The organism is Campylobacter sp. JMF_04 NA10 (assembly GCF_027737655.1).
In the GTDB taxonomy this organism is placed as follows: Bacteria; Campylobacterota; Campylobacteria; order Campylobacterales; family Campylobacteraceae; genus Campylobacter_B.
On sequence record NZ_JAOVTZ010000001.1, the window covers coordinates 192,841 to 213,539 of the forward strand.

The 20,699-nt window shown below is 30.0% G+C and carries 21 protein-coding genes; all 21 read left to right on the forward strand.

The features are described 5' to 3' along the window. The 21 genes from OFO12_RS01025 to OFO12_RS01125 all read left to right on the forward strand — a co-directional run bounded on the left by OFO12_RS01025 (position 1) and on the right by OFO12_RS01125 (position 20,699). Positions 1-1,227, forward strand: coding sequence for a CDP-glycerol glycerophosphotransferase family protein (locus OFO12_RS01025; protein ID WP_270869150.1), 1,227 nt, complete (start codon positions 1-3; stop codon positions 1,225-1,227). Then, positions 1,205-1,831 (forward strand): hypothetical protein, encoded by a 627-nt coding sequence (locus OFO12_RS01030; protein ID WP_270869151.1) that lies wholly within the window; start codon positions 1,205-1,207, stop codon positions 1,829-1,831. The genes OFO12_RS01025 and OFO12_RS01030 overlap by 23 nt, the downstream gene beginning before the upstream one ends. Then, on the forward strand, positions 1,812-2,780 hold the full coding sequence (locus OFO12_RS01035) for a glycosyltransferase family 2 protein (protein ID WP_270869152.1): 969 nt from the start codon (positions 1,812-1,814) through the stop codon (positions 2,778-2,780). The genes OFO12_RS01030 and OFO12_RS01035 overlap by 20 nt, the downstream gene beginning before the upstream one ends. Continuing rightward, positions 2,780-3,979, forward strand: coding sequence for a hypothetical protein (locus OFO12_RS01040; RefSeq protein ID WP_270869153.1), 1,200 nt, complete (start codon positions 2,780-2,782; stop codon positions 3,977-3,979). Before OFO12_RS01035 ends, OFO12_RS01040 begins: the two co-directional genes overlap by 1 nt. Beyond that, complete coding sequence (locus tag OFO12_RS01045; RefSeq protein ID WP_270869154.1) at positions 3,972-5,069, forward strand: glycosyltransferase; 1,098 nt, start codon at positions 3,972-3,974, stop codon at positions 5,067-5,069. Before OFO12_RS01040 ends, OFO12_RS01045 begins: the two co-directional genes overlap by 8 nt. A 157-nt stretch (positions 5,070-5,226) precedes the next feature. After that, a complete protein-coding gene (locus OFO12_RS01050) occupies positions 5,227-6,300 on the forward strand; it encodes an AAA family ATPase (protein ID WP_270869155.1) in 1,074 nt (357 codons plus the stop codon). A 3-nt stretch (positions 6,301-6,303) separates the two neighbouring features. After that, complete coding sequence (locus OFO12_RS01055) at positions 6,304-6,828, forward strand: hypothetical protein (RefSeq protein ID WP_270869156.1); 525 nt, start codon at positions 6,304-6,306, stop codon at positions 6,826-6,828. A gap of 47 nt (positions 6,829-6,875) precedes the next feature. Beyond that, positions 6,876-7,997, forward strand: coding sequence for a UDP-galactopyranose mutase (glf, locus tag OFO12_RS01060; protein ID WP_270869157.1), 1,122 nt, complete (start codon positions 6,876-6,878; stop codon positions 7,995-7,997). 9 nt (positions 7,998-8,006) lie between these two features. Beyond that, positions 8,007-8,786 carry a glycosyltransferase family 2 protein gene (locus OFO12_RS01065; protein ID WP_270869158.1) on the forward strand — a complete coding sequence of 260 codons (780 nt, stop codon included), beginning with the start codon at positions 8,007-8,009 and terminating at the stop codon, positions 8,784-8,786. After that, on the forward strand, positions 8,783-9,823 hold the full coding sequence (locus OFO12_RS01070; RefSeq protein ID WP_270869159.1) for an acyltransferase: 1,041 nt from the start codon (positions 8,783-8,785) through the stop codon (positions 9,821-9,823). The genes OFO12_RS01065 and OFO12_RS01070 overlap by 4 nt, the downstream gene beginning before the upstream one ends. A gap of 235 nt (positions 9,824-10,058) precedes the next feature. Continuing rightward, positions 10,059-10,925, forward strand: a complete 867-nt coding sequence (rfbA, locus tag OFO12_RS01075; RefSeq protein ID WP_270862081.1) for a glucose-1-phosphate thymidylyltransferase RfbA — start codon at positions 10,059-10,061, stop codon at positions 10,923-10,925. Then, positions 10,922-11,932: a dTDP-glucose 4,6-dehydratase gene (rfbB, locus tag OFO12_RS01080; RefSeq protein WP_270869160.1), complete on the forward strand. Its 1,011-nt coding sequence runs from the start codon at positions 10,922-10,924 to the stop codon at positions 11,930-11,932. Before rfbA ends, rfbB begins: the two co-directional genes overlap by 4 nt. Then, the gene (locus OFO12_RS01085; RefSeq protein ID WP_270866096.1) at positions 11,922-12,323 is read left to right on the forward strand and encodes a sugar 3,4-ketoisomerase; all 402 of its coding nucleotides are present in this window, start codon (positions 11,922-11,924) and stop codon (positions 12,321-12,323) included. Before rfbB ends, OFO12_RS01085 begins: the two co-directional genes overlap by 11 nt. Next, positions 12,320-12,832: an acyltransferase gene (locus OFO12_RS01090; RefSeq protein WP_270869161.1), complete on the forward strand. Its 513-nt coding sequence runs from the start codon at positions 12,320-12,322 to the stop codon at positions 12,830-12,832. Before OFO12_RS01085 ends, OFO12_RS01090 begins: the two co-directional genes overlap by 4 nt. Next, positions 12,829-13,947, forward strand: coding sequence for a DegT/DnrJ/EryC1/StrS family aminotransferase (locus OFO12_RS01095; protein WP_270869162.1), 1,119 nt, complete (start codon positions 12,829-12,831; stop codon positions 13,945-13,947). Before OFO12_RS01090 ends, OFO12_RS01095 begins: the two co-directional genes overlap by 4 nt. After that, positions 13,947-15,197: a hypothetical protein gene (locus OFO12_RS01100; RefSeq protein ID WP_270869163.1), complete on the forward strand. Its 1,251-nt coding sequence runs from the start codon at positions 13,947-13,949 to the stop codon at positions 15,195-15,197. Before OFO12_RS01095 ends, OFO12_RS01100 begins: the two co-directional genes overlap by 1 nt. A gap of 3 nt (positions 15,198-15,200) precedes the next feature. Beyond that, entirely contained in the window at positions 15,201-16,646 is a 1,446-nt protein-coding gene (locus tag OFO12_RS01105) for a lipopolysaccharide biosynthesis protein (protein ID WP_270869164.1), read from the forward strand. Beyond that, the gene (locus OFO12_RS01110) at positions 16,647-17,501 is read left to right on the forward strand and encodes a glycosyltransferase family 2 protein (RefSeq protein ID WP_270869165.1); all 855 of its coding nucleotides are present in this window, start codon (positions 16,647-16,649) and stop codon (positions 17,499-17,501) included. It abuts the gene before it with no gap. Beyond that, positions 17,498-18,562, forward strand: coding sequence for a glycosyltransferase (locus OFO12_RS01115; protein WP_270869166.1), 1,065 nt, complete (start codon positions 17,498-17,500; stop codon positions 18,560-18,562). The genes OFO12_RS01110 and OFO12_RS01115 overlap by 4 nt, the downstream gene beginning before the upstream one ends. After that, positions 18,550-19,713 carry a CDP-glycerol glycerophosphotransferase family protein gene (locus OFO12_RS01120; protein ID WP_270869167.1) on the forward strand — a complete coding sequence of 388 codons (1,164 nt, stop codon included), beginning with the start codon at positions 18,550-18,552 and terminating at the stop codon, positions 19,711-19,713. Before OFO12_RS01115 ends, OFO12_RS01120 begins: the two co-directional genes overlap by 13 nt. Next, on the forward strand, positions 19,701-20,699 hold the full coding sequence (locus OFO12_RS01125; protein WP_270869168.1) for a glycosyltransferase family 2 protein: 999 nt from the start codon (positions 19,701-19,703) through the stop codon (positions 20,697-20,699). The genes OFO12_RS01120 and OFO12_RS01125 overlap by 13 nt, the downstream gene beginning before the upstream one ends.

Consider the following 20,699-nt stretch of genomic DNA (forward strand, 5'->3'; position numbering starts at 1 on the left):
ATGAATAAGATGCAAATGAATAAATTTATAAAATATTTTAAAGACGGAACTTTATTTTCAAGGTTGAAACGAAGATTACTTATGAATTTATTACCAAAAATTTTTAATTTACTTCCACAGAAAAAGGTGAAAAACAACAAAATCGTTTTCTCAAATTTCGATGGTTCTGGATACGGTGATAATCCAAAATATATAGCCGAGTATATTATAGAAAATAAATTAAATTATGAGTTAGTGTGGTTGATAGACAAAAATAAGAATATAGATAAATCTTTGTTTCCAAAAAATATTAGAATTGTTAATTATATATCGTTTAGCGCACTTAAAGAATTAGCGAGTGCTAAAATTTGGATAGATAATATTAGAAAAGTATTTTATCCAAGAAAGAAAAAAGAACAAATTTACATTCAAACTTGGCACGGACTTTTTGCTCTTAAAATGATAGAAAAAGATGCAACTAGTTTGCCAGAAAGCTACATAAAAAAAGCTAAATTAGATTCAGCGAATATCGATTTGATTTTAAGTGGTTGCAAATTTAAAACCAAAATTTTCCAAAATAGTTTTTGGTATGATGGAGAAGTAGCAGAATTTGGAACCCCAAGAACAGATATATTTTTTGATAAAGCAAAAATAAAAAATGCAAAAAAGAAAATTTACGATTTTTATGGTATAGATGAAAATACAAAAATTTTACTGTATGCTCCAACTTTTAGAAAAACAAATAGCTTAGATCCATACCTATTAGACTATGTTTATTTACAAAAAGCTATTGAAAAAAAATTTGGTGGTGATTGGGTTATAATGGTTAGGCTCCACCCAAATTTAGTGCGTTATATGAATAATTTAGATATTCCAAAAAATGTAATCAATGCAAGTTTTTATATGGATAGCCAAGAATTACTTTGTGCTAGCGAGATTGTAATAAGTGATTATTCAAGCATAGTTTTTGACTATTTTCTTTTAAATCGTCCCGTGTTTTTATTTTGTACAGATTTACAAGATTACACCAAAAACGACAGAGATTTTTATATAAATATTAATGAATTGCCATTTGATTTGGCTGAAAACAATAGCGAGATGTTAAAGAATATTGAAAACTTTCAAGAAAATGTATATATTTCTCAAATTGAAAACTTTAAAAAAAAATACGGTTTTATTAACAATGGGAAATCTTGTAGTCAATTACTGTCATGGATAGAAAAATATGAAACAACAAATAAAAATTAACTATTCGACATTGCTCTTTTTAATCTTATTTATTACATTTTTTAGCATAAATGCTTTGCCGATTAATCTGGCCTACATTTTGGCATTGTTTTTGTTTTTTATCTCGTTTATTTTTATTATAAATAAAAAGTTTTTCAAAATAAATTTTTTTATATGCATTTCAATATTTATATTTGCTATATCATTTTTTATTATTATATTTCAAAATGGATATTCTTTTGTAGATTTTGACGGAAGTTTAAATTATAAATTTATAATAATAAATAACGCATTAGATATTTATGCAAATATGCCTATTTATAAAAAAGTTTTTGGTATTGGTTTAGGAAATTTTGAATTTTATGCAGATATATTCGCTCATAATATTTTTATTACTTTCTTGTTAGAATTTGGGATTGTAAATTCCGTGTTACTAATAATATATTTTTTTATTTTATACAAAAAAAGCAATGGATATGTAGTATATATACTGACTCCAACCATTATCATAGGCTTTTCATTATTTAGCGCATATTCTGTTTCTTTGTTTATATTTTCTAATTTAATTACTTGTAAAATATTAGCTCAAAAACATAGGAGTTTTTATGAAAAATTACGCAGTTAGTATAATAGTTCCAATTTATAATGTCGAAAAATATATCGTTAAATGCGCTACAACACTATTTGAGCAAGATTTCGACAGTATTGAGTATATTTTTGTAAATGATTGCACACCTGATAATAGTATGCAAGTTTTACAAAGCGTAATAGAAAAATATCCAAATAGAAAAGATGGTATAAAAATCATAAACAAACCACAAAACGAAGGTTTAGGTCAGGCTAGGAAAACAGGCTTTGAAAGTGCGACTGGCGAATATATTTTACATATCGATAGCGACGATTGGGTTGAACTTGATATGGTAAGTTCTTTATATAAAAAAGCGAAAGAATATGATGCTGATATTGTAGTGTGTGATTTTTATGAAAATTATTCAAATAAACAAATTTATGTAAAGCAAAATCTAACTTTTGATAATTATGAAACTTATTTGAAAGATTGTTTTGTTCTAAAAAATAAATATGTAAGTATATGGTCTAAATTTTGCAAAAAAAAAGTATATGAAAAAATAAAATTTCCAACTTTTTCTAATGCAGAAGATTTTTTTCTTCACATACAAATGTTTTATTACTGCCATGGCAAAATAGTGTATTTTGATAGAGCATTTGTGCATTATAGTAAAATAAATGAAAAGTCTATAACCTATAATACAATTTCAGAAAAAAAGATAAAAGAACTTAAAGCCTTTAATTTAGAAATTTTGGAATTCTTTACGAAAAATGATATTTGTGAAAAATTTTTAGAATATCACTATATGGGATTGCTGTATAGAGCTATCGCCGTAAGTGGAGGAGAGTATAAAAAGTACATTAAAGATATTTGTCCAAAAGCAAATAAGCTAAAATATATTTGGAATAATTCTGGATTAAATTTGTTGAAAAAAATTGTTTTTACTTTTAACTTTTTCAATATAAATATATATGCAATACTAAAAAATATACAAGGCAGGGTATAGTGAAAATATTAATAGTTACTGTCCTATTTTGTATGATTTTTGCTTTTAGATTGCCGGTTTTATACAACAGCACAGTATTGGCATTACTATTTTTAATTTTTCTATTTATACTAAATATAAACATATGCATAAAAAATTTTAAGAAAGTTATATCCAATACTTTTACAGTTAAGCTATTGTTGGTTATATTTTTTGTGCATTTTGTTTCCATTTTACCTACTATCATACATTCTCAATACGATTTTACCTATTTTAATAAATTTTTTGGTCTAAATATATCTTTAATCACAACAATACTGTTTTTTGTTGTATTTTATAATTATTTTGATAGAGAAAATTTAATTGAGACTTATATTGTATTTATATTTCTTATGCAGTCCATTATTATAATGATGGCTTATGCAAATCAAAATGTTTTAAATTTTATACAAATTTTTCAAGCCGATAATGCCATGGAGCAAGCAAATCCGGAATACTATGAAGGATTGCGCGGTTTATCGCTATCTACTGAAATGTTTTTTGGATTATCATGTGGCTATGGCTTGGCAATTTTGTTGTATTTTAAGCTATATATAAAAACAAAAAGATTTTCTGGCTTATTACTGATGTTGTTATCGATTAGCATTTTTTTTGTTGGCAGAACAGTGTTTATTGGCTTTATATTAGCTTTGTTGTATATGTTCTTATGCAAAAAAAAATTTTTTATGGACAAGCAATTGTATAAAATTATATTTTTAACTATATTTTTTGCATTTGCTACATATGTTTTTATGCCTGAATTATGGAGTAAAATTTATAATGCTAGTTTTGATCTCGACGCAGATTCGCAGACAGGCAGATCTTTATCGGTATTATTTAGTTACTTTGATGTTGATTTAGATGAAAAACTTATATTATTTGGCGATGGTTTATATACAAATAGTGACGGAAGTTATTACATGCACACTGATTCTGGCTATTTAAGAGAAATATACTATGGCGGTATTTTTTATTGCTTTTTTATATTGTCATCTCAAATTTTTATTTTCAGAAGCAATAATACTCGGGATTCCAAAGTATTCAATTTAATAATTATTTTTTACATGCTCATTTTAGAAATTAAAGGAGAAGTATTTTTTACCAATAAAATTATTTTGATGATGATTTTATTGCTTTCACTAAATAATTTAAAATTTAAAAAAGGTAATCCATATGATTAAAATTATGCAAATAGGCAGAATGAATAAGGGAAGCGGAGTTGCTTCTTTTTTAATGAATTATTATAGAAATATAGATAAAAGTAAATTTGAGTTTGTATTTGTTAGCGATTTAAATAAAAAAAATGAAAACTATAAAGAAGAAATAGAAAATTTGGGTGGGAAATTTTATATTATAAAAAAATACACACATATTTTTGCATATATGAAATCTATTTACAAAATTATACAAAAAGAAAAGCCAGATATAATACATTCGCATGAATTTATTGTGAGTCTAATACCACTGTTAATAGCAAAATTTTGTGGTATTAAAATAAGAATAGCACACAGTCACAGTAGTTATATAAAATCTAAAATAAAGATTTTAATTGTTAAATTTGCTAGATTATTTTTTAATTTTATAGCTACCGATTTGTGGGCTTGTTCGCAAAACGCTGGTGAATTTTTATTTGGTAAAAATAAAAATATTACAATTATAAATAATTCAATAGAATATAATAAATTCAAATTTGATATAGAAAAACGCAATTTATATAGAAAAAAATTTAATGTTGAAAACAAAATCGTATTTGGTATAGTGGCTGGTTTTCAAGAAATCAAAAATTATGATTTTTGTTTAGAAGTTTTTGAAGAATTTTATAAAAAAAATAGTAACGCGTTTTTGATAATATGCGGTGACGGTATTCTAAGAAATAAGATTGAAAATATAATAAGAGATAAAAAAATAGAAAAATCGGTTATTTTGCTTGGAAATACGCCAAATATCAATGAAATTTTAAATTGTTTTGATGTTTTTTTATTAACATCACATTATGAGGGATTACCAGTTGTATTAGTAGAAGCACAGGCTAATGGTTTAAAATGTTTTGCTCCAAGTCAAGCTGTTCCAAAAATTTGCAGTATTAATGACAAACTAATACTTTTAAACAATTACGATAAAAATACTTGGGAAAATGAAATTTATAAAAATTTAGAATATAAAAGAGATGATATGAGTATAGAAATTTTTGAAAAATATGGATACGAAATCAAAAAAGAAACAAAAAAATTAGAAAACAAATATTTAGAATTATTTAATTTAAGGAAATAAAATTACCGAACACTATGACATTATGCTTTATCGGAGTTGAACTTTTAAGAAACTATGCTAAAAAAGCATTTATAATAAATGAGAATTTAAATAAATTTTTATAATTTTATGAGATAATTCTAATTTTCATAGAGGTTAAAATTTTGAAAGGTAATCAATGCTAAAAAAACTATATATACAAAATTTCAGATGTTTTCAAAATTTCACATTAGATTTAACAAATAAGAATTCAGCCATATTAATCGGTAAAAATGGCACGGGTAAAAGCTCAATTTTTGATGTCTTGTCAATTTTTAGAGAAATCGCAAATGGCGAGGTACTATTAGATAACATAATTAAAAAAATAGATTGTCGTAATACAAAAGAGCCAGTTGAATTTTCGATTATTACCGATATAGATAGCAAAGAAATGGAATATCGTATAATAATAGACTTCACAAAATTCGATAGAGCAAGAATTTTAGAAGAATATATAAGACTTGATGATAAGAAATTAGTATCAAGAAAAGAAGGTCAAACAACAAAAGAAAGCAATCATAAGGCTGAGTTTATTATAGATTGGCATTGGGCTTGTTTGCCGCTTATTGTAACAGATGAGTATGGAGATGATAAATATATAGATAAATTTAGACAATGGCTAAGTAATATGATTATTATATTTCCATCTCCTGAGTTTTTCGAATATAAAGTTAGTGAAGAGAGTAAATTATTAAAACGAGATTGTAGTAATATAGCAAGTTGGGCTAGACAACTTTATGTAGATATGCCAGAAACTTATAATAATATAAAAGAAGCTTTGGAAAATGTATTTGCGGACTTTGGGATGATAAGATTTAATGGAGAACCCACGAAAGAGTGTTGGATACAATTTAGCGATACAGAAAAAAATCTTGCAATTAGATTAGATAAACTATCTTCTGGTGAAAAAATTTATTTCACTTATGCGGTATTAATTGCTTCGATTGCAAAATTTCCAAATGCACTATATATTTGGGATGAACCAAATAATTATGTTAGCAGAAATGAGATGTATAATATGATTTCTGGTTTAATTACGAATTTTAAAAAGACAAAGGCTCAAATTCTCATCAGTTCTCATAATGATACAGCTATTAACAGATTTTCGAGAGAAAATTCTTTTTGGCTTAAACGCTCTACTCATTTATCTCCGACTCAAGTAGCGCAAATTCCAAACGATATAGTATTGTCGGAAGAGTATGATTTGGACTAATTTATGAGTGGCTTGAATAGAAAAAAAGAACATTTATATATTTTTCCTGAAGATAATGCATATAAAGATATGGTGCAATGTTTTGAAAATGAATGTGCTCAAATTCGGTGTTTAAAGCCATTTAATGGATATATCGGAAAGCTAAAAGAAAAAATTGGACGCAATGTAGATTTGCCTAGATTAAACGAATATAGTTTTATTTTGATTTTAATCGATTATGATAATAAAATGACAAATTATGATAGTGAATATCCAATTTGCCAAAAAACTACTGTTATAAATCAAGTTAAAAATTTATTGCAAGATAGAGTAAAGCAAGAAAATATTTTTGTTATGGGCATAGAATTTAAAGAATCTGAAAATCTCAAAAAATTCTTTAATGCTAGTTTCGAAGAAATAGGTCAAATTTTATTTAACGATTTAAAAAACAATAAAACAGATAATTGGAGCAACGAACATTTACAGCGAAATATTAACGAGCTTAAAAAGATGAAAGAAGTTGGTATCTGTAAATTTTTAGGAATTTGATATGTTAATTTTAAAACACAAAAATTTTAAATTCAAAGGTTTAAAAAATGGCTGAAATTAAATATGACTTTCTATTCGTCGGTGCAGGGCTTTTTAATGCAACCATAGTTAGCAAAGCGGTTAAAAAAGGCAAAAAATGCCTTGTCATAGATAAGCGAAATCATATCGCAGGAAATATCTACACAGAAGAAACTCACGGCATAAATGTCCATAAATATGGCGCTCACATTTTTCACACGGGCGAAAAAGAAATTTGGAATTTCGTGCAGGAATTTGCAGAATTTAACAACTACATAAATTCGCCGATTGCGAATTTTAATGGCAAACTTTATAATCTGCCATTTAATATGAATACTTTTCATCAAATTTGGAGCGATGTTATCACGCCAGATGACGCCAAAAACCGCATAGAAGCCCAAGCAAAAGCAATGAAGATGGCTTTAAATGGAAATGAGCCAAAAAATTTAGAAGAACAAGCCATTTCGCTCATCGGCAAGGACATTTACGAAATTTTGATAAAAGGCTACACACAAAAGCAATGGGGGCGAAAATGCACCGAGCTACCGACTTCTATCATCAAACGCCTTCCTGTGCGATTTACTTTTGATAACAACTACTTCAATGACCGCTATCAGGGCATTCCGATAGGCGGTTATACAAAAATGGTCGAAAAAATGTTTGAAGGAGCTGAAATTAGATTAAATACCGACTTTTTTGACGAAAAAGATAGCCTATTAAATTTGGCTGATAAAGTTGTATTTACAGGCATGATAGACGAATTTTTTGATTATAAATTCGGTGAATTAGAATATAGAAGCCTGAAATTTGAAAGCGAAGTTTTGGAGTGCAAAAACTATCAAGGCAACGCAGTTATTAATTATACTGACGATAAAACGCCATTTACACGCATTATCGAGCACAAGCATTTTGAATTTGGCGTCCAGCCAAAAACAATCATCACGCGCGAATATCCAAAAACATGGAGCAGGGGCGATGAGCCATATTATGCTGTAAATGACACTAAAAATAGCGAGTTGTATCAAAAATACAAAGCCCTAGCCGATACCCAAAACAAAGTGATTTTCGGTGGCAGACTTGGTATGTATAGATACTTCGATATGGACGATACGATAATGGCTGCTCTAAAAGTAGCTGATGAGATTTTGTAAAGGTAAAAAATGCAAGAAAATTTAGTTTCTATAATTACTCCATGCTATAACGGAAGCAAATATATAGGTGAAACGATAAAATCGGTCTTGGCTCAAACATACAAAGAGTGGGAGATGATAATAGTCGATGATGGTTCAAAGGATAATTCGGTCGATATTATCGAAGAATTTGCACAAAAAGATAATAGGATTAAGCTAATCAAACAGCCAAATGGCGGTTCAGCAAACGCTAGAAATAATGGCATACGAAATGCCGAAGGTAGATATATAGCACTTTTGGATGCCGATGATTTATGGGATAATAATTTTTTAGAAGAACAACTTAAATTTATGAAGGAAAAAAATGTAGTTTTGGTCTATGGCTCATACAGACGCATAGATGAAAATTCAAATGAAATCCTAAGACCATTAATCGCAAGAGAAAAATCAACACTAAAAGATATGCAAAGAATGTGTTATATAGGCTGCTTAACAGGGCTTTACGATAGCAAGAAATTCGGAAAAGTTTATTTAAAAGAAGAGCTAAAAAGCATTAGAGATGATTATGCGTATTGGCTCGATATTATGCAATTTGAAAAAGTTGCTTATGGAAATCAAAAGGTTTTGGCAAGTTATAGGGTTTTGGTAAATTCCGTAACTGGCAAAAAAGCAAAACTTATAAAAGCACAATACAATTTTTACAGAAACTACCTAAAACTAGGATTTTTTAGAAGCGTTTATAATACCATTTATTGGGGTTGCAGTGGGTTATTTAAATTTTTTGGTGTTTTAGGGAGGGTGATAAAATGACAAGTAAAAGAATTTTGTATCTTGATGTTTTAAATATAATCGCAATGATATCGGTTATAGCGCTTCACTGTAATGGAATAGTCCATAAATATCACACAGAAAATTCTTGGGCTCAAAGCTTAGTCGTTGAAACTGTATTTTTCTTTGCGGTTCCATTATTTTTAATGATTAGCGGTGCAAATTTGTTAGGATATATTTCAAAATATGACACAAAGACCTTTTTCAAAAAGCGTTTTACAAAAGTATTATATCCTGCTATATTTTGGATATGCATAGCATTTATTTGGAGAATTTTTATACTCAAAGCTATCTCGTTAGAAAATGTCAGTATTGTCGAATTTATCAATATGGTCTTTATAAATAAAGAAATGCCGATATATTATTTTATTTGGTGGATATTGGGTCTTTATTTGACTATACCTATTTTAACACACTTGACTACCGATGCCAAATATCAATCTATTTTATGGTATGCGGTTGGAATATTTTTTATTTTTAACGCTTTGATTCCAAATTTATTAAAATTGATTGGTATCAATTGGAATAATTCATTTTCATTACAAATGGGGGGGGTAGTTATATATGCAATACTTGGCTATCTTCTTGCTGTATCAAATATAAGTAAAAAACTAAGATATATTATTTATGCTTTGGCTATATTTGCAATTATTTATAGATATTCTTTTACATATTTTCAATCAAAGGAAGCAGGGAAAGTAATAACAATAACTTGGGGATATTTTCAGTTTCATGTGTTTTTCTTGACTTCTGCAATTTTTCTCTTTGTTAAAAATATGAATTTAGAAAAGTTGCAAAATAACGCAAGAATAACTAAAATACTAGCAAATATTGCAAATTGCAGCTATGGAGTATATTTATGCCACATGATAATTGTGCATTATGAAGCATCTATTTTTGGTATTGACAGATATTCATTGCAATGGCGCACGATAGGGATAATAACAACCTATATTATTTCATTAGCGATAGTGTATTTGCTAAAACAAATACCTTTCATAAGAAGAGTAGTGGCTTAAATTTTGGTATTTTAGGCAAGATGATTAAATAGATACTTAAACAAATTATCGAGTGTATTAATAAAATTTCTATAAATTTTTAATGAAATTGAAAATGTTTATAAAAACTTTGCAAAATTTAGGAATTGATTTGTGAATTTAAAATTTCAAATAGCCAAAATCCAAACTATGCAGTATTAATATCTTACTTTTAACTGCTATAATAAACGGCTTGAATAAAAATTTTAGGAGCCACATGAAAGGTATAATTTTAGCCGGTGGTAGCGGGACAAGGCTATATCCGATAACTAGAAGCATTAGCAAACAGCTTTTGCCGATTTATGATAAACCGATGATTTATTATCCGCTTTCTGTTTTGATGCTTGCTCATATTCGCGATATTTTGGTAATTTCAACTCCGCAAGACATAGGCAAATTTAAAGAACTTTTAGGCGACGGAAGCGATTGGGGGCTAAATTTGAGCTACGCAGTCCAGCCAAGCCCAGACGGTCTTGCACAAGCATTTATAATCGGCGAAGAATTTATCGGCAAAGATAGAGTTTGCCTAGTTTTAGGCGATAATATTTTTTACGGGCAAGGTTTTAGCGATTTGCTAAAAAATGCCGTAAATAGAGAAGGTGCTACTATTTTTGGCTATCATGTGAAAGATCCAGAACGCTTTGGAGTAATTGAATTTGACGAAAATAAACAAGTTTTAAGCGTAGAAGAAAAACCACAAAATCCAAAGTCAAATTTCGCTGCAACCGGGCTTTATTTTTATGATAATGATGTCGTAGAAATCGCTAAAAATGTCAAGCCTAGCGATCGTGGCGAGCTAGAAATCACTAGCATTAATCAAGAATATTTAAAACGCGGAAAACTCAGCGTGGAGCTACTAGGTCGTGGTTTTGCATGGCTAGATACGGGCACTCATGAGACACTTTTGCAAGCAAGTGCGTTTGTGCAAACCATACAAAATAACCAAGCCACGCAAGTAGCTTGTCTCGAAGAAATCGCCTATGCAAACGGCTGGATAGATAAAGAAAAAATTTTAAATATCGCAAAATCGCTTTCTAAAAATGAGTATGGCAGATATTTAAAAAATTTGGTGGGCGAAAAATGAAAAATATCTTAGTTACAGGCTGTGCCGGGTTTATCGGCTCAAATTTTGTGCCGTATTTTTTAGAAAAGTATGATAATTATAAAATCATAAATTTGGATTTACTTACCTATGCCGGAAATTTAGAAAATTTGCGTGAATGTGAAAACAATCCAAGATATAAATTTATAAAAGGCGATATTTGCGATAGAAATCTTATTGACGAGCTTTTTGGCGAGTTTAAATTTAGTGGCGTTATTCATTTTGCAGCCGAAAGCCATGTGGATAATTCTATAAAAAATCCTAGCGTTTTTGTCAAAACAAATGTGCTTGGCACACATACGCTAATTGACGCGGCTAAAAAGTGTTGGCTAGATGAGCCGTTTAAATATAAAGACGAATTTAGGGGTGCTAGATTTCACCATATTTCAACCGATGAAGTTTATGGAAGCTTGGGTGAGAGCGGGTATTTTAGCGAGACTACGCCATACGCTCCAAATTCGCCGTATTCTGCTTCAAAAGCGGGTTCTGATATGATAGTTAGAAGCTATCATCATACTTTTGGGCTTGATACGATTATCACAAATTGTTCGAATAATTATGGTTTTAAGCAACACGACGAAAAGCTAATCCCGACAATAATCCGCAATGCTTTAAATGGCAATAAAATTCCGATTTATGGAGACGGCAAAAATATAAGAGATTGGCTTTTTGTGCTTGATCATTGCAAAGGAATTGATTTGGCTTTTCATAAAGGCAAAGGCGGAGAAACTTATAATATCGGTGGCAGAAACGAGCGAACAAATTTGCAAATCGCACATAAAATTTGCGAAATTTTAGATGAAATTTGCCCAAAAAGCGTTAGCTACAAAGAGCAAATTTCGTTTGTCAAAGATAGAGCAGGGCACGATAGACGCTATGCGATTGACGCTAGTAAAATCGAAGGGGAGCTTGGTTGGAAGGCTGATGAAACCTTTGATAGCGGTATAATCAAAACCGTAGAATGGTATGTGAAAAAATATGCTAAGTAGTTGTAAAATTTTAGAATTTAAAGAATTTGGCGATGAGCGGGGCTTTTTGGTAGCACTCGAAGCAAATAAAAATGTGCCGTTTGATATAAAAAGAGTTTATTATATTTATGGTAATAAAAACGGCGTAGATCGCGGATTTCATGCTCATAAAAATTTAAAACAAATCGCCGTTTGTGTAAGTGGCGCTTGCACATTTATTTTAGATGACGGAACAGAAAAAAAAGAATTTAGGCTAGATAAGCCAAATTTAGGACTTTTTATTGATAATTTTATTTGGCGAGAGATGAAAGATTTTAGCGAAAATTGTGTGATTATGGTGCTAGCGAGCGAACACTATGATGAGAGCGATTATATAAGAGATTATGATGAGTTTTTAAAGGTCGTGCGATGATACACCAAAGTAGTGAAGTCCAAAGCGAAAATATCGGCGAAAATACAAATATTTGGCAATTTTGCGTAGTTTTAAAAGGCGCAAAAATCGGCAAAAATTGCAACATAAATTTCAATGTCTTTGTGGAAAACGATGTGCAAATCGGCGATAATGTGACGATTAAAAGCGGTGTTCAAATTTGGGACGGCGTGAGAATCGAAGATGACGCTTTTATAGGCCCAAATGTTACTTTCACAAACGATTTTTTGCCGCGAAGCAAACAATATAAAGAATTTGCAAAAACAACCATAAAAAAAGGCGCAAGTATTGGTGCAAATTCGACTATAATTTGTGGTGTAAATATCGGCGAATACGCTATGGTTGGGGCTGGAAGCGTGGTAACTAAAAATATCGGCAAACAAGAGCTTTGGTATGGAAATCCAGCTTGTTTTAAAGGATATGTCTGCAAATGTGGGCAAAAATGCGATGAAAGTTTAGTTTGTAAAGATTGTAAAAAGGAAGAAAAATGATACCATTTTTGGATTTAAAGGCGATAAATTCGCAGTATAAAAATGAGCTTTTAAAAGCTTGTGAGCGAGTTATCGATAGTGGTTGGTATATTCACGGAAGTGAGTGTGAAGCATTTGAAGATGAATTTGCCAAATTTTGCGGAAGCAAATTTTGCATTGGCGTAGCAAATGGGCTGGACGCGCTAAATTTGATTTTTAGAGCCTATAAAGAGCTGGGCGTGATGAGCGAAAATGATGAGGTCATAGTCCCTGCAAATACCTATATAGCGTCAATTTTAGCAATTTCTATGAATAATTTAAAACCGGTTTTGGTTGAGCCAAATTTAAACTCATATTTGCTCAACCCAAATAAAATCGAAGAAAAAATTACCCCAAAAACAAAGGCGATTTTGCCCGTTCATTTATATGGACAAACTTGCGAAATGGATAAAATTTTAGGCATTGCAAAAAAATATAATCTAAAAGTCGTCGAAGACTCAGCTCAGTCGCACGGAGCATATTTTGGCGAGAAAAGAAGCGGAAATTTAGGCGATGCGAGCGGTTTTAGCTTTTATCCGGGTAAAAATTTAGGCGCACTTGGAGATGGCGGAGCAGTTACGACAAATGACGAAAGCCTAGCAAACACCATAAGAGCTCTTGCAAATTACGGAAGCCACAAAAAGTATGAAAATTTATACCAAGGCATAAATTCTCGCCTTGATGAAATCCAAGCTGCTATGCTTAGAGTGAAGCTTAGATATTTGGACGCTGAAATTTCGGCTCGTAGGGAAGTGGCGGATTTTTATTTAAACAATATAAAAAATGAAATTTTAATCTTGCCGTTTAAATTTGGCACAAATGCAAAAGAGATAAAAAGCCATGTTTGGCATATTTTCGCCGTTCGCTCTAAAAATCGCGATGAGCTCCAAAAATATTTGGCAAAACATGAAATTCAGACTTTGATTCATTATCCAATCCCGCCACATAAGCAAATGGCTTACAAAGAGTGGAATAAGCAAAGCTATCCGATAAGTGAGCAAATTCACGCTGAAATTTTAAGTTTGCCGATGAGCGGTGTGCTTGAAAAAGAGCAAATTCAAAAGGTCGTGGAAGTTTTGAATTCGGTGGATTTATAATGAAATTTAATAAAATCATAAAAAAAGTTTTATTAATTGATTTTTTTCGAAAACAAAAACAACTCAAAATTGCAAATAAAACACAAAAACACCATGAAAATATTATTTTAAAATTACAAAATTCGAAAAAAATCAGATTTGCTTCGTATGTCGTTTTCGATAGCACTTTTGGTGCAAAAAAACTTTATGAGCTGATGAAAAACGATGATAAATTTGACGCTAAAATTGTCATCGTGCCAGATACTGCAAGGGGCGAAGAAAATCTAAAAAAATGCTACAACGCCACAAAAGAGTTTTTTATAAAAAACTATGGCAAAGAAATGGTTTTAGATGGCTGGGACGAAAAAACGGGCAAATTTTTAGATCATAGCGATAAATTCGACATAATTTATTTTGCAAATCCTTATGACGCTATGGTGCATGAATTTCATAAAATTCGCTACATCTGCACAAAAAATATTTTACCAATTTATATAAATTACGCATTTTCGCATTTTAAATATGGTGAGCAATATATTTTTTCTCTGCCAGAAATGAGCCTTTGTTGGCGCATATTTTTGGCTAACGAATTTGAATTCAAAGATTTTAAAAAAGTTGCACTTTTAAAAGGCAAAAACGCGAAAGTGACAGGATATGCTAAAATGGATAGTTTTATCCCTAAAAAAATAGAAAATCATAAAAAAACTATTCTCATTGCGCCACACCACACGATTAAAAATAATGCTCTAAAACTTTCGAATTTTTTAGAATATTATGATTTTATTTTAACATTGCCACAGAAATTTCCAAATGTCCGTTTTATCTTTCGTCCGCACCCGCTTTTATTTACAAATTTACTAAATCAAGGCTTTTGGAGCAAAAAACAAATTGATGAGTATTTAGAAAAAATAAAAAGCGTTATGGAATTTTCTAGTGGCGGAGATTATTTGGATATTTTTAACGAAGCTGATGGCATAATACACGATTGTGGTTCGTTTATTTCAGAGTGGCTTTATAGTGGCAAAAAAGGCTGCTTTGTCTCATTTGATAATCTCGTTTTTAACCAACTTAACGAATACGGTAAAATCGCACTTGATTATTATTTTATTGCTAAAAATACAAACGATATTATTTTGTATATAAATGATATTCTTAGCAACAATAATGAAATTTTAAATTTTCAAAATTTAAAAAGTGAAGTTATGATAAATTACCCATTTGCTTCGCAAAAGATTATTAATGAAATTAAAACAACTCTAAATTTGGAATAAAATTTGCAAGAAAACATAATTCAAAAAACAAAAATCGGATTTTTTTGGAACGCCTTAGAAAAATTTGGGGTTCAAATTGTAAATTTTGTTTTAACTATTATTTTAGTTAGGCTTTTAAGTCCAAGCGATTTTGGCACAATGGCCTTTTTGTCTGTTTTTATCAGTATTTCAAATATTTTTACAGAAGGTGGTTTTCTTAGAGCTCTAATCCAAAAAAGAGATTGCAACGAACATGATTTTTCAACAGTTTTTATATTTAATATTATTGTTGGAACTGGATTTTATATAATTTTATTTTTTCTTGCTCCCTTTATTAGCCAATTTTATGAAATAGATAGTCTCACACAAATACAAAGAGTTATATTTTTAATCATTATTTTTCAAGCTCTTTGCGTCGTACAGATTGCGAAATTTCAGTTAAATATAAACTTCAAAACCCTAGCTTTTTTAAATTTAACCTCCATAATTTTTTCTGGTCTTTTAGGTGTTTTTTTAGCGTATAAAGGTTTTGGAATTTGGGCTTTGGTATGGCGAGAAATCATAAGAAGCATTTTAATGGTAGTTTTGTATTGGTATTTTAGCGGTTGGATTCCAAAAACCGGTTTTAGCAAAGCTAGTTTTAAACGCCTTTTTTCCTATGGTTCTAAACTAATTGGTGTTGGACTTATAGCGATTGTTGTAAATGGAATCTATAATATGTATATCGGCAAAATGTATAGCACAAAAGAGCTTGGATATTTTTCACAAGGCGAGCACTATCCAGGACTTGTATCTTTAATCTTTGTAAATATTCTAACGACCGTAACCTTTCCGTTGATGTCGTATTTACAAGACGATAAAAGCAAATTAATGGAAATTTTTAAGCGTTTAATTAAAATAAACGCCATTATAATATTGCCTGTTATGTTTTATTTCGCTTTTTTATCCGAAGAATTCGTGCTTACTTTTTTGGGTGAAAAGTGGATTATGGTAGCTGATCTACTTTTTTGGTTTGCTCTTTCGTATATTTTTACACCTTTTTCAGCACTAAATTTAAATATCTTAAATGCAATTGGCAGAAGCGATTTATTTTTAAAAATCGAATTTATTAAATTACCAATTATTTTTACAACAATGTTAATAACTTTTCCAATTAGTCTAAAAGCCATTGTGATAGGTAGGTTTATTTCGACATTTTTATCTTTTTTCATAAATACCTACATTTGCCATAAAAACTATGATTTTGGTGCATTAAGTCAAATTTGGCATATCAAAAATATTATTTTTGCAGTTTTGGTTATGGTTATATCGATAAGTATTTGCAAATTTTTCATAACAAATGCTATTTTATGCCTTATTTTATCAGCAATCATAGGCTCTATTACTTATTTTTTTATGTTAAAAATAGTAAAAGAAGAAGAGCTAGAATTTGTTATGATAAAACTCAAAAATAAATTTAAAAGGAAATAAATGCAAGATATGCCACTTGTCAGCGTTGTAATACCAAGCTATAATCACGAAAAATATATCAGCGAAACCATAACGGCGATACTTAATCAAACTTATAAAAATATAGAATTGATTATCATCGATGATGGTTCAAAAGATAATTCACCAAATATCATAGAAAATTTTAGAAAAAAACATAATTTCACATTTATACATCGCCAAAATCGAGGCCTTTGCGCTACTTTAAATCAAGCTATCGACTTAGCGCATGGAAAATATTTTGCAATTTGTGCAAGCGATGATGTTTTATTGCCAGATAGCATTGAAAAAAGAGTTAATTTTATGGAAAAAAACTCAGAATTTGGTATGTGTTATGGCAAAGTATGTGATTTTAGCGATGAAAAAAATATTATAAATGTAGGCGAACCAGCGAGTGGTTGGATTTTTGAGGAATTATTAAGCAGATATTTTATACCAGCAGCTAGTATTATGATAAAAAAAGATGTTTATAGTGAAGTTGGTAAATATGATGAGAATTTGATCATAGAAGACTATGATATGTCGTTAAGGATTGCCGAAAAATTCCAAATCGGTTTCATTGATGAGATTTTAGCCCGTTATAGACTCCATGGCGAAAATACAACCAAACAACTTTATCGTATGTATGAGGGACAAAAACAGATAATTTATAAATGGCAAAATAAAGAAAATTTTAAAATTTTAACAACAAATTGGCGTTTAAAATGGTTCGATATGTTCTCACGCAACAATAAAAAAGAAGCATTAAAATACCTTAATACCGCACTTTGCAATCCTTTTAATAAATACAGCTTAAAAGGCTTAATAAAATTTATATTTTTTTGGACAAAAAAATGAAAATTTTATTTGTAATCTCAACCCTTAGAAACGGTGGAGCTGAAAAGGTCATGGCGGTACTATCGTCATATTTCGCGAATTTTCACGATGTAAGTTTGGCTAAATTTGAAAGCACGGAGCCGTTTTACGAGATAAGCGAAAAGGTAAAAATCATAAATTTAGATTACGGCGTCGATAATAAAGGTTTTTTTGTAAATTTAAAAAAACGATTTGGCAAAATTTTTGCACTGCGAAATTTGATAAAAAATAGCAAATTTGACTGCGTGATTTCCTTTATGGATAGCACAAATTTGCTTAGTATCATCGCTAAATTCGGGCTTAAAACGCCATTAATAATTTCTGAGCACTCAAACCACACCCTGCTTAGTAAAAAATGGCAAATTTTAAAAAGGCTTTTTTATCCTTTCGCAAACGGCTTAACCGTGCTAACAAATGATGATTTAAAGCATTATTTGTATGTCAAAAATAGAACCAAAATTTATAATCCCGTGTTTGCAGATGCGCAAAATTTTAGCCAAATACAAAAGGAAAATTTAATTATTTTCGTTGGTAGGCTTATCAAAATCAAAGGTTGTGATATATTTTTAAATGCTTTAAATTTGGTTGATTTAAACGGCTGGAAAGTGGAAATTTTAGGCGACGGCGATGAAATGCAAAATTTGCAAAATTTAGCCAAAAATTTAAATTTAAACGCCGAATTTAAAGGGAGCGTGAAAAATATCGACGAATATTATTCGCGTGCAAAAATCATCGTATCAAGCTCGCTAAATGAGTGTTTGCCAAATGTTTTGGTTGAAAGTATCAGATTCGACTGCGTTCGTGTCGCAACGCCTACGGTTGGGGCAAAAGAGCTTATAAAAGACGGCTTTGATGGATTTATTAGCGATGATTTTAGAGCCGAAAATTTAGCAAAAAAAATAAAATTCGCCATGCAAAGCAACAATGAAATTACGCAAAATGCAAATTTACGAAAAGATGAGTTTAAAATAGAAAAAATTTATGGAAAATGGCTAGAATTTATAAATTCAACTTTGGAGAAAAATAATATATGTTTTATGTAAAATTATTTATAAATTTGATTTTATATTTATTTGCAAAAATTACGCCAAAAAGTGAAAAAATTTGGCTTTACGGTGCTGTAAATGGGGCAAATTTTAGCGATAATAGTAGATATTTTTTTGAATACATACGCCAAAACCACCCACAAATCAGAAGCATTTGGATTACAAAAAACGACGCAGTATTGCAAAAACTACAAAATCTGGGCATTGAGTGCTACAAAGCATACTCACCAAAGGCGATATATTTTGGGCTAAGAGCTGGATTTTTTATTACTTCACATGTTGTAGATATGGCATTTATGGGAAATACAGCCACAAAAATCATAAATCTCTGCCACGGCGTTCCACTTAAAAAAATAGGCGGCGATGATATCTACGATCCAAGCACACATAAAAGCATAAAAAACTGGCTAATTACAACTTTTTTCCCATTTACCGTGGTAAAAAACTCCCTAATTTGCGCCAGTGGCGAAGAGGATAAAAAACATTTTTTCTCAGCTTTTAATTTTAATTATTTTAATGTCAAACTAGATGATATTGCAATCACAGGATATGCTAGAAACGATATTTTGCAAAGCATAAAACCTAAAAATTCGCAAATCAATGTTTTATATATGCCAACTTTCCGCAAAGCAGGAAGTGATGAAATAGATCTTTTTAGCGATTTTAAAGCAGTAGAATTTAATAAAATTTTTAAAGAAAAAAATATCAAATTTATCATAAAAATTCACCCTTTTAATCGTCCAAATGAACAAATTTTAAACACTCTTAAAAATTGCGAAAATATCGAATTTGCCCTCATGATCGATGCTGCCCAGCTTTTATGTAAGGCCGATATTTTAATCACTGATTATTCGAGTTGTTATATTGATTTTTTACTCACAAATAGAGCCTTAATTTTTGCTCCATTTGATTATGAGAGATACATAGCCACTTCCAGAGAGCTTCATTACGATTATGAGACTGTTACACCTGGGGCTAAATGCAAAAACTGGCAAGAAGTCATTGCCGAGATACTAAATTTAGCTAGCGGAGTCGATAAATTTAAAAACGAGCGCGAAAAAGTGCGTGATTTTTTTCACAGATACAATGATACAAAGGCTTGCGAGCGTGTATATCAAACTATAAAGGATAAATTTTGCAACCATTAATCTCAGTAATTGTTCCTGTTTATAATGTAGAAAAATATCTTGAAGAGTGTATAAATTCTATCATAAACCAAACTTATAAAAATTTAGAAATTATCTTAATCGATGACGGAAGCACAGACAAAAGTGGCGAAATTTGCGATGAATTTGCCACACAAGATAATCGAATAATAGTAATCCACAAAGAAAATGGTGGCCTAAGTAGCGCTAGAAATGCTGGACTTGATATCATGCAAGGAGAATATCTAAGCTTCGTAGATAGCGATGATATGGTTGATGAAAATTTAATACAAACACTATTTTTATTAATTGAAAAATATAAGACAAAAATTGCAATTTGTGGATATGATAAATTTTCACAAAATAGCGATATTGACAAAATTAAAGAAAAAAATTTAACTATTAATGATGATTTTTCTTATACGCCAGAAGAAGTTTTTAACGAAAGTTTAAAAGTTAAAACTTTTTTTACTAAATGCGCTTGGAGAAATTTGGTGCATAAAAGTATATATCAAAATTTGCGCTTCCCTGTGGGCGAAAATTACGAAGATGTAGCTGTTTTTTTTGATGTCTTTAATCAAAGCAACACGGCTTTTACATACAAAAATTTATATTTTTATAGATTCAACCTCAGCTCTATCTCTAATACTTTTAAAGATTCGAGCCTTGTAATGATAAAAAATGTCCGTAAATTTGCAACCAGCATAGAAAATGCTTATCCGAATTTAAAAAACAAAGCAATTGCTTACAAATGCAACTCGGCTCTTAATATGGCATTTTTAATCGTAGCACACAAGAGCAAAAAATATTTTGATACCCTCTATGATTTACATAAATTTGTTAGGCAAAATTTAAATTCAGATTTTTTCAAAATGCAGGGAAATGCGATTTATAGGGATATTCTTATGATTTTATTCTACATTAGCCCAAAGTTACTATATACTTTTGTAAATACTATCAAAAGCGTAAAAAATATCTTTAAAAGATAA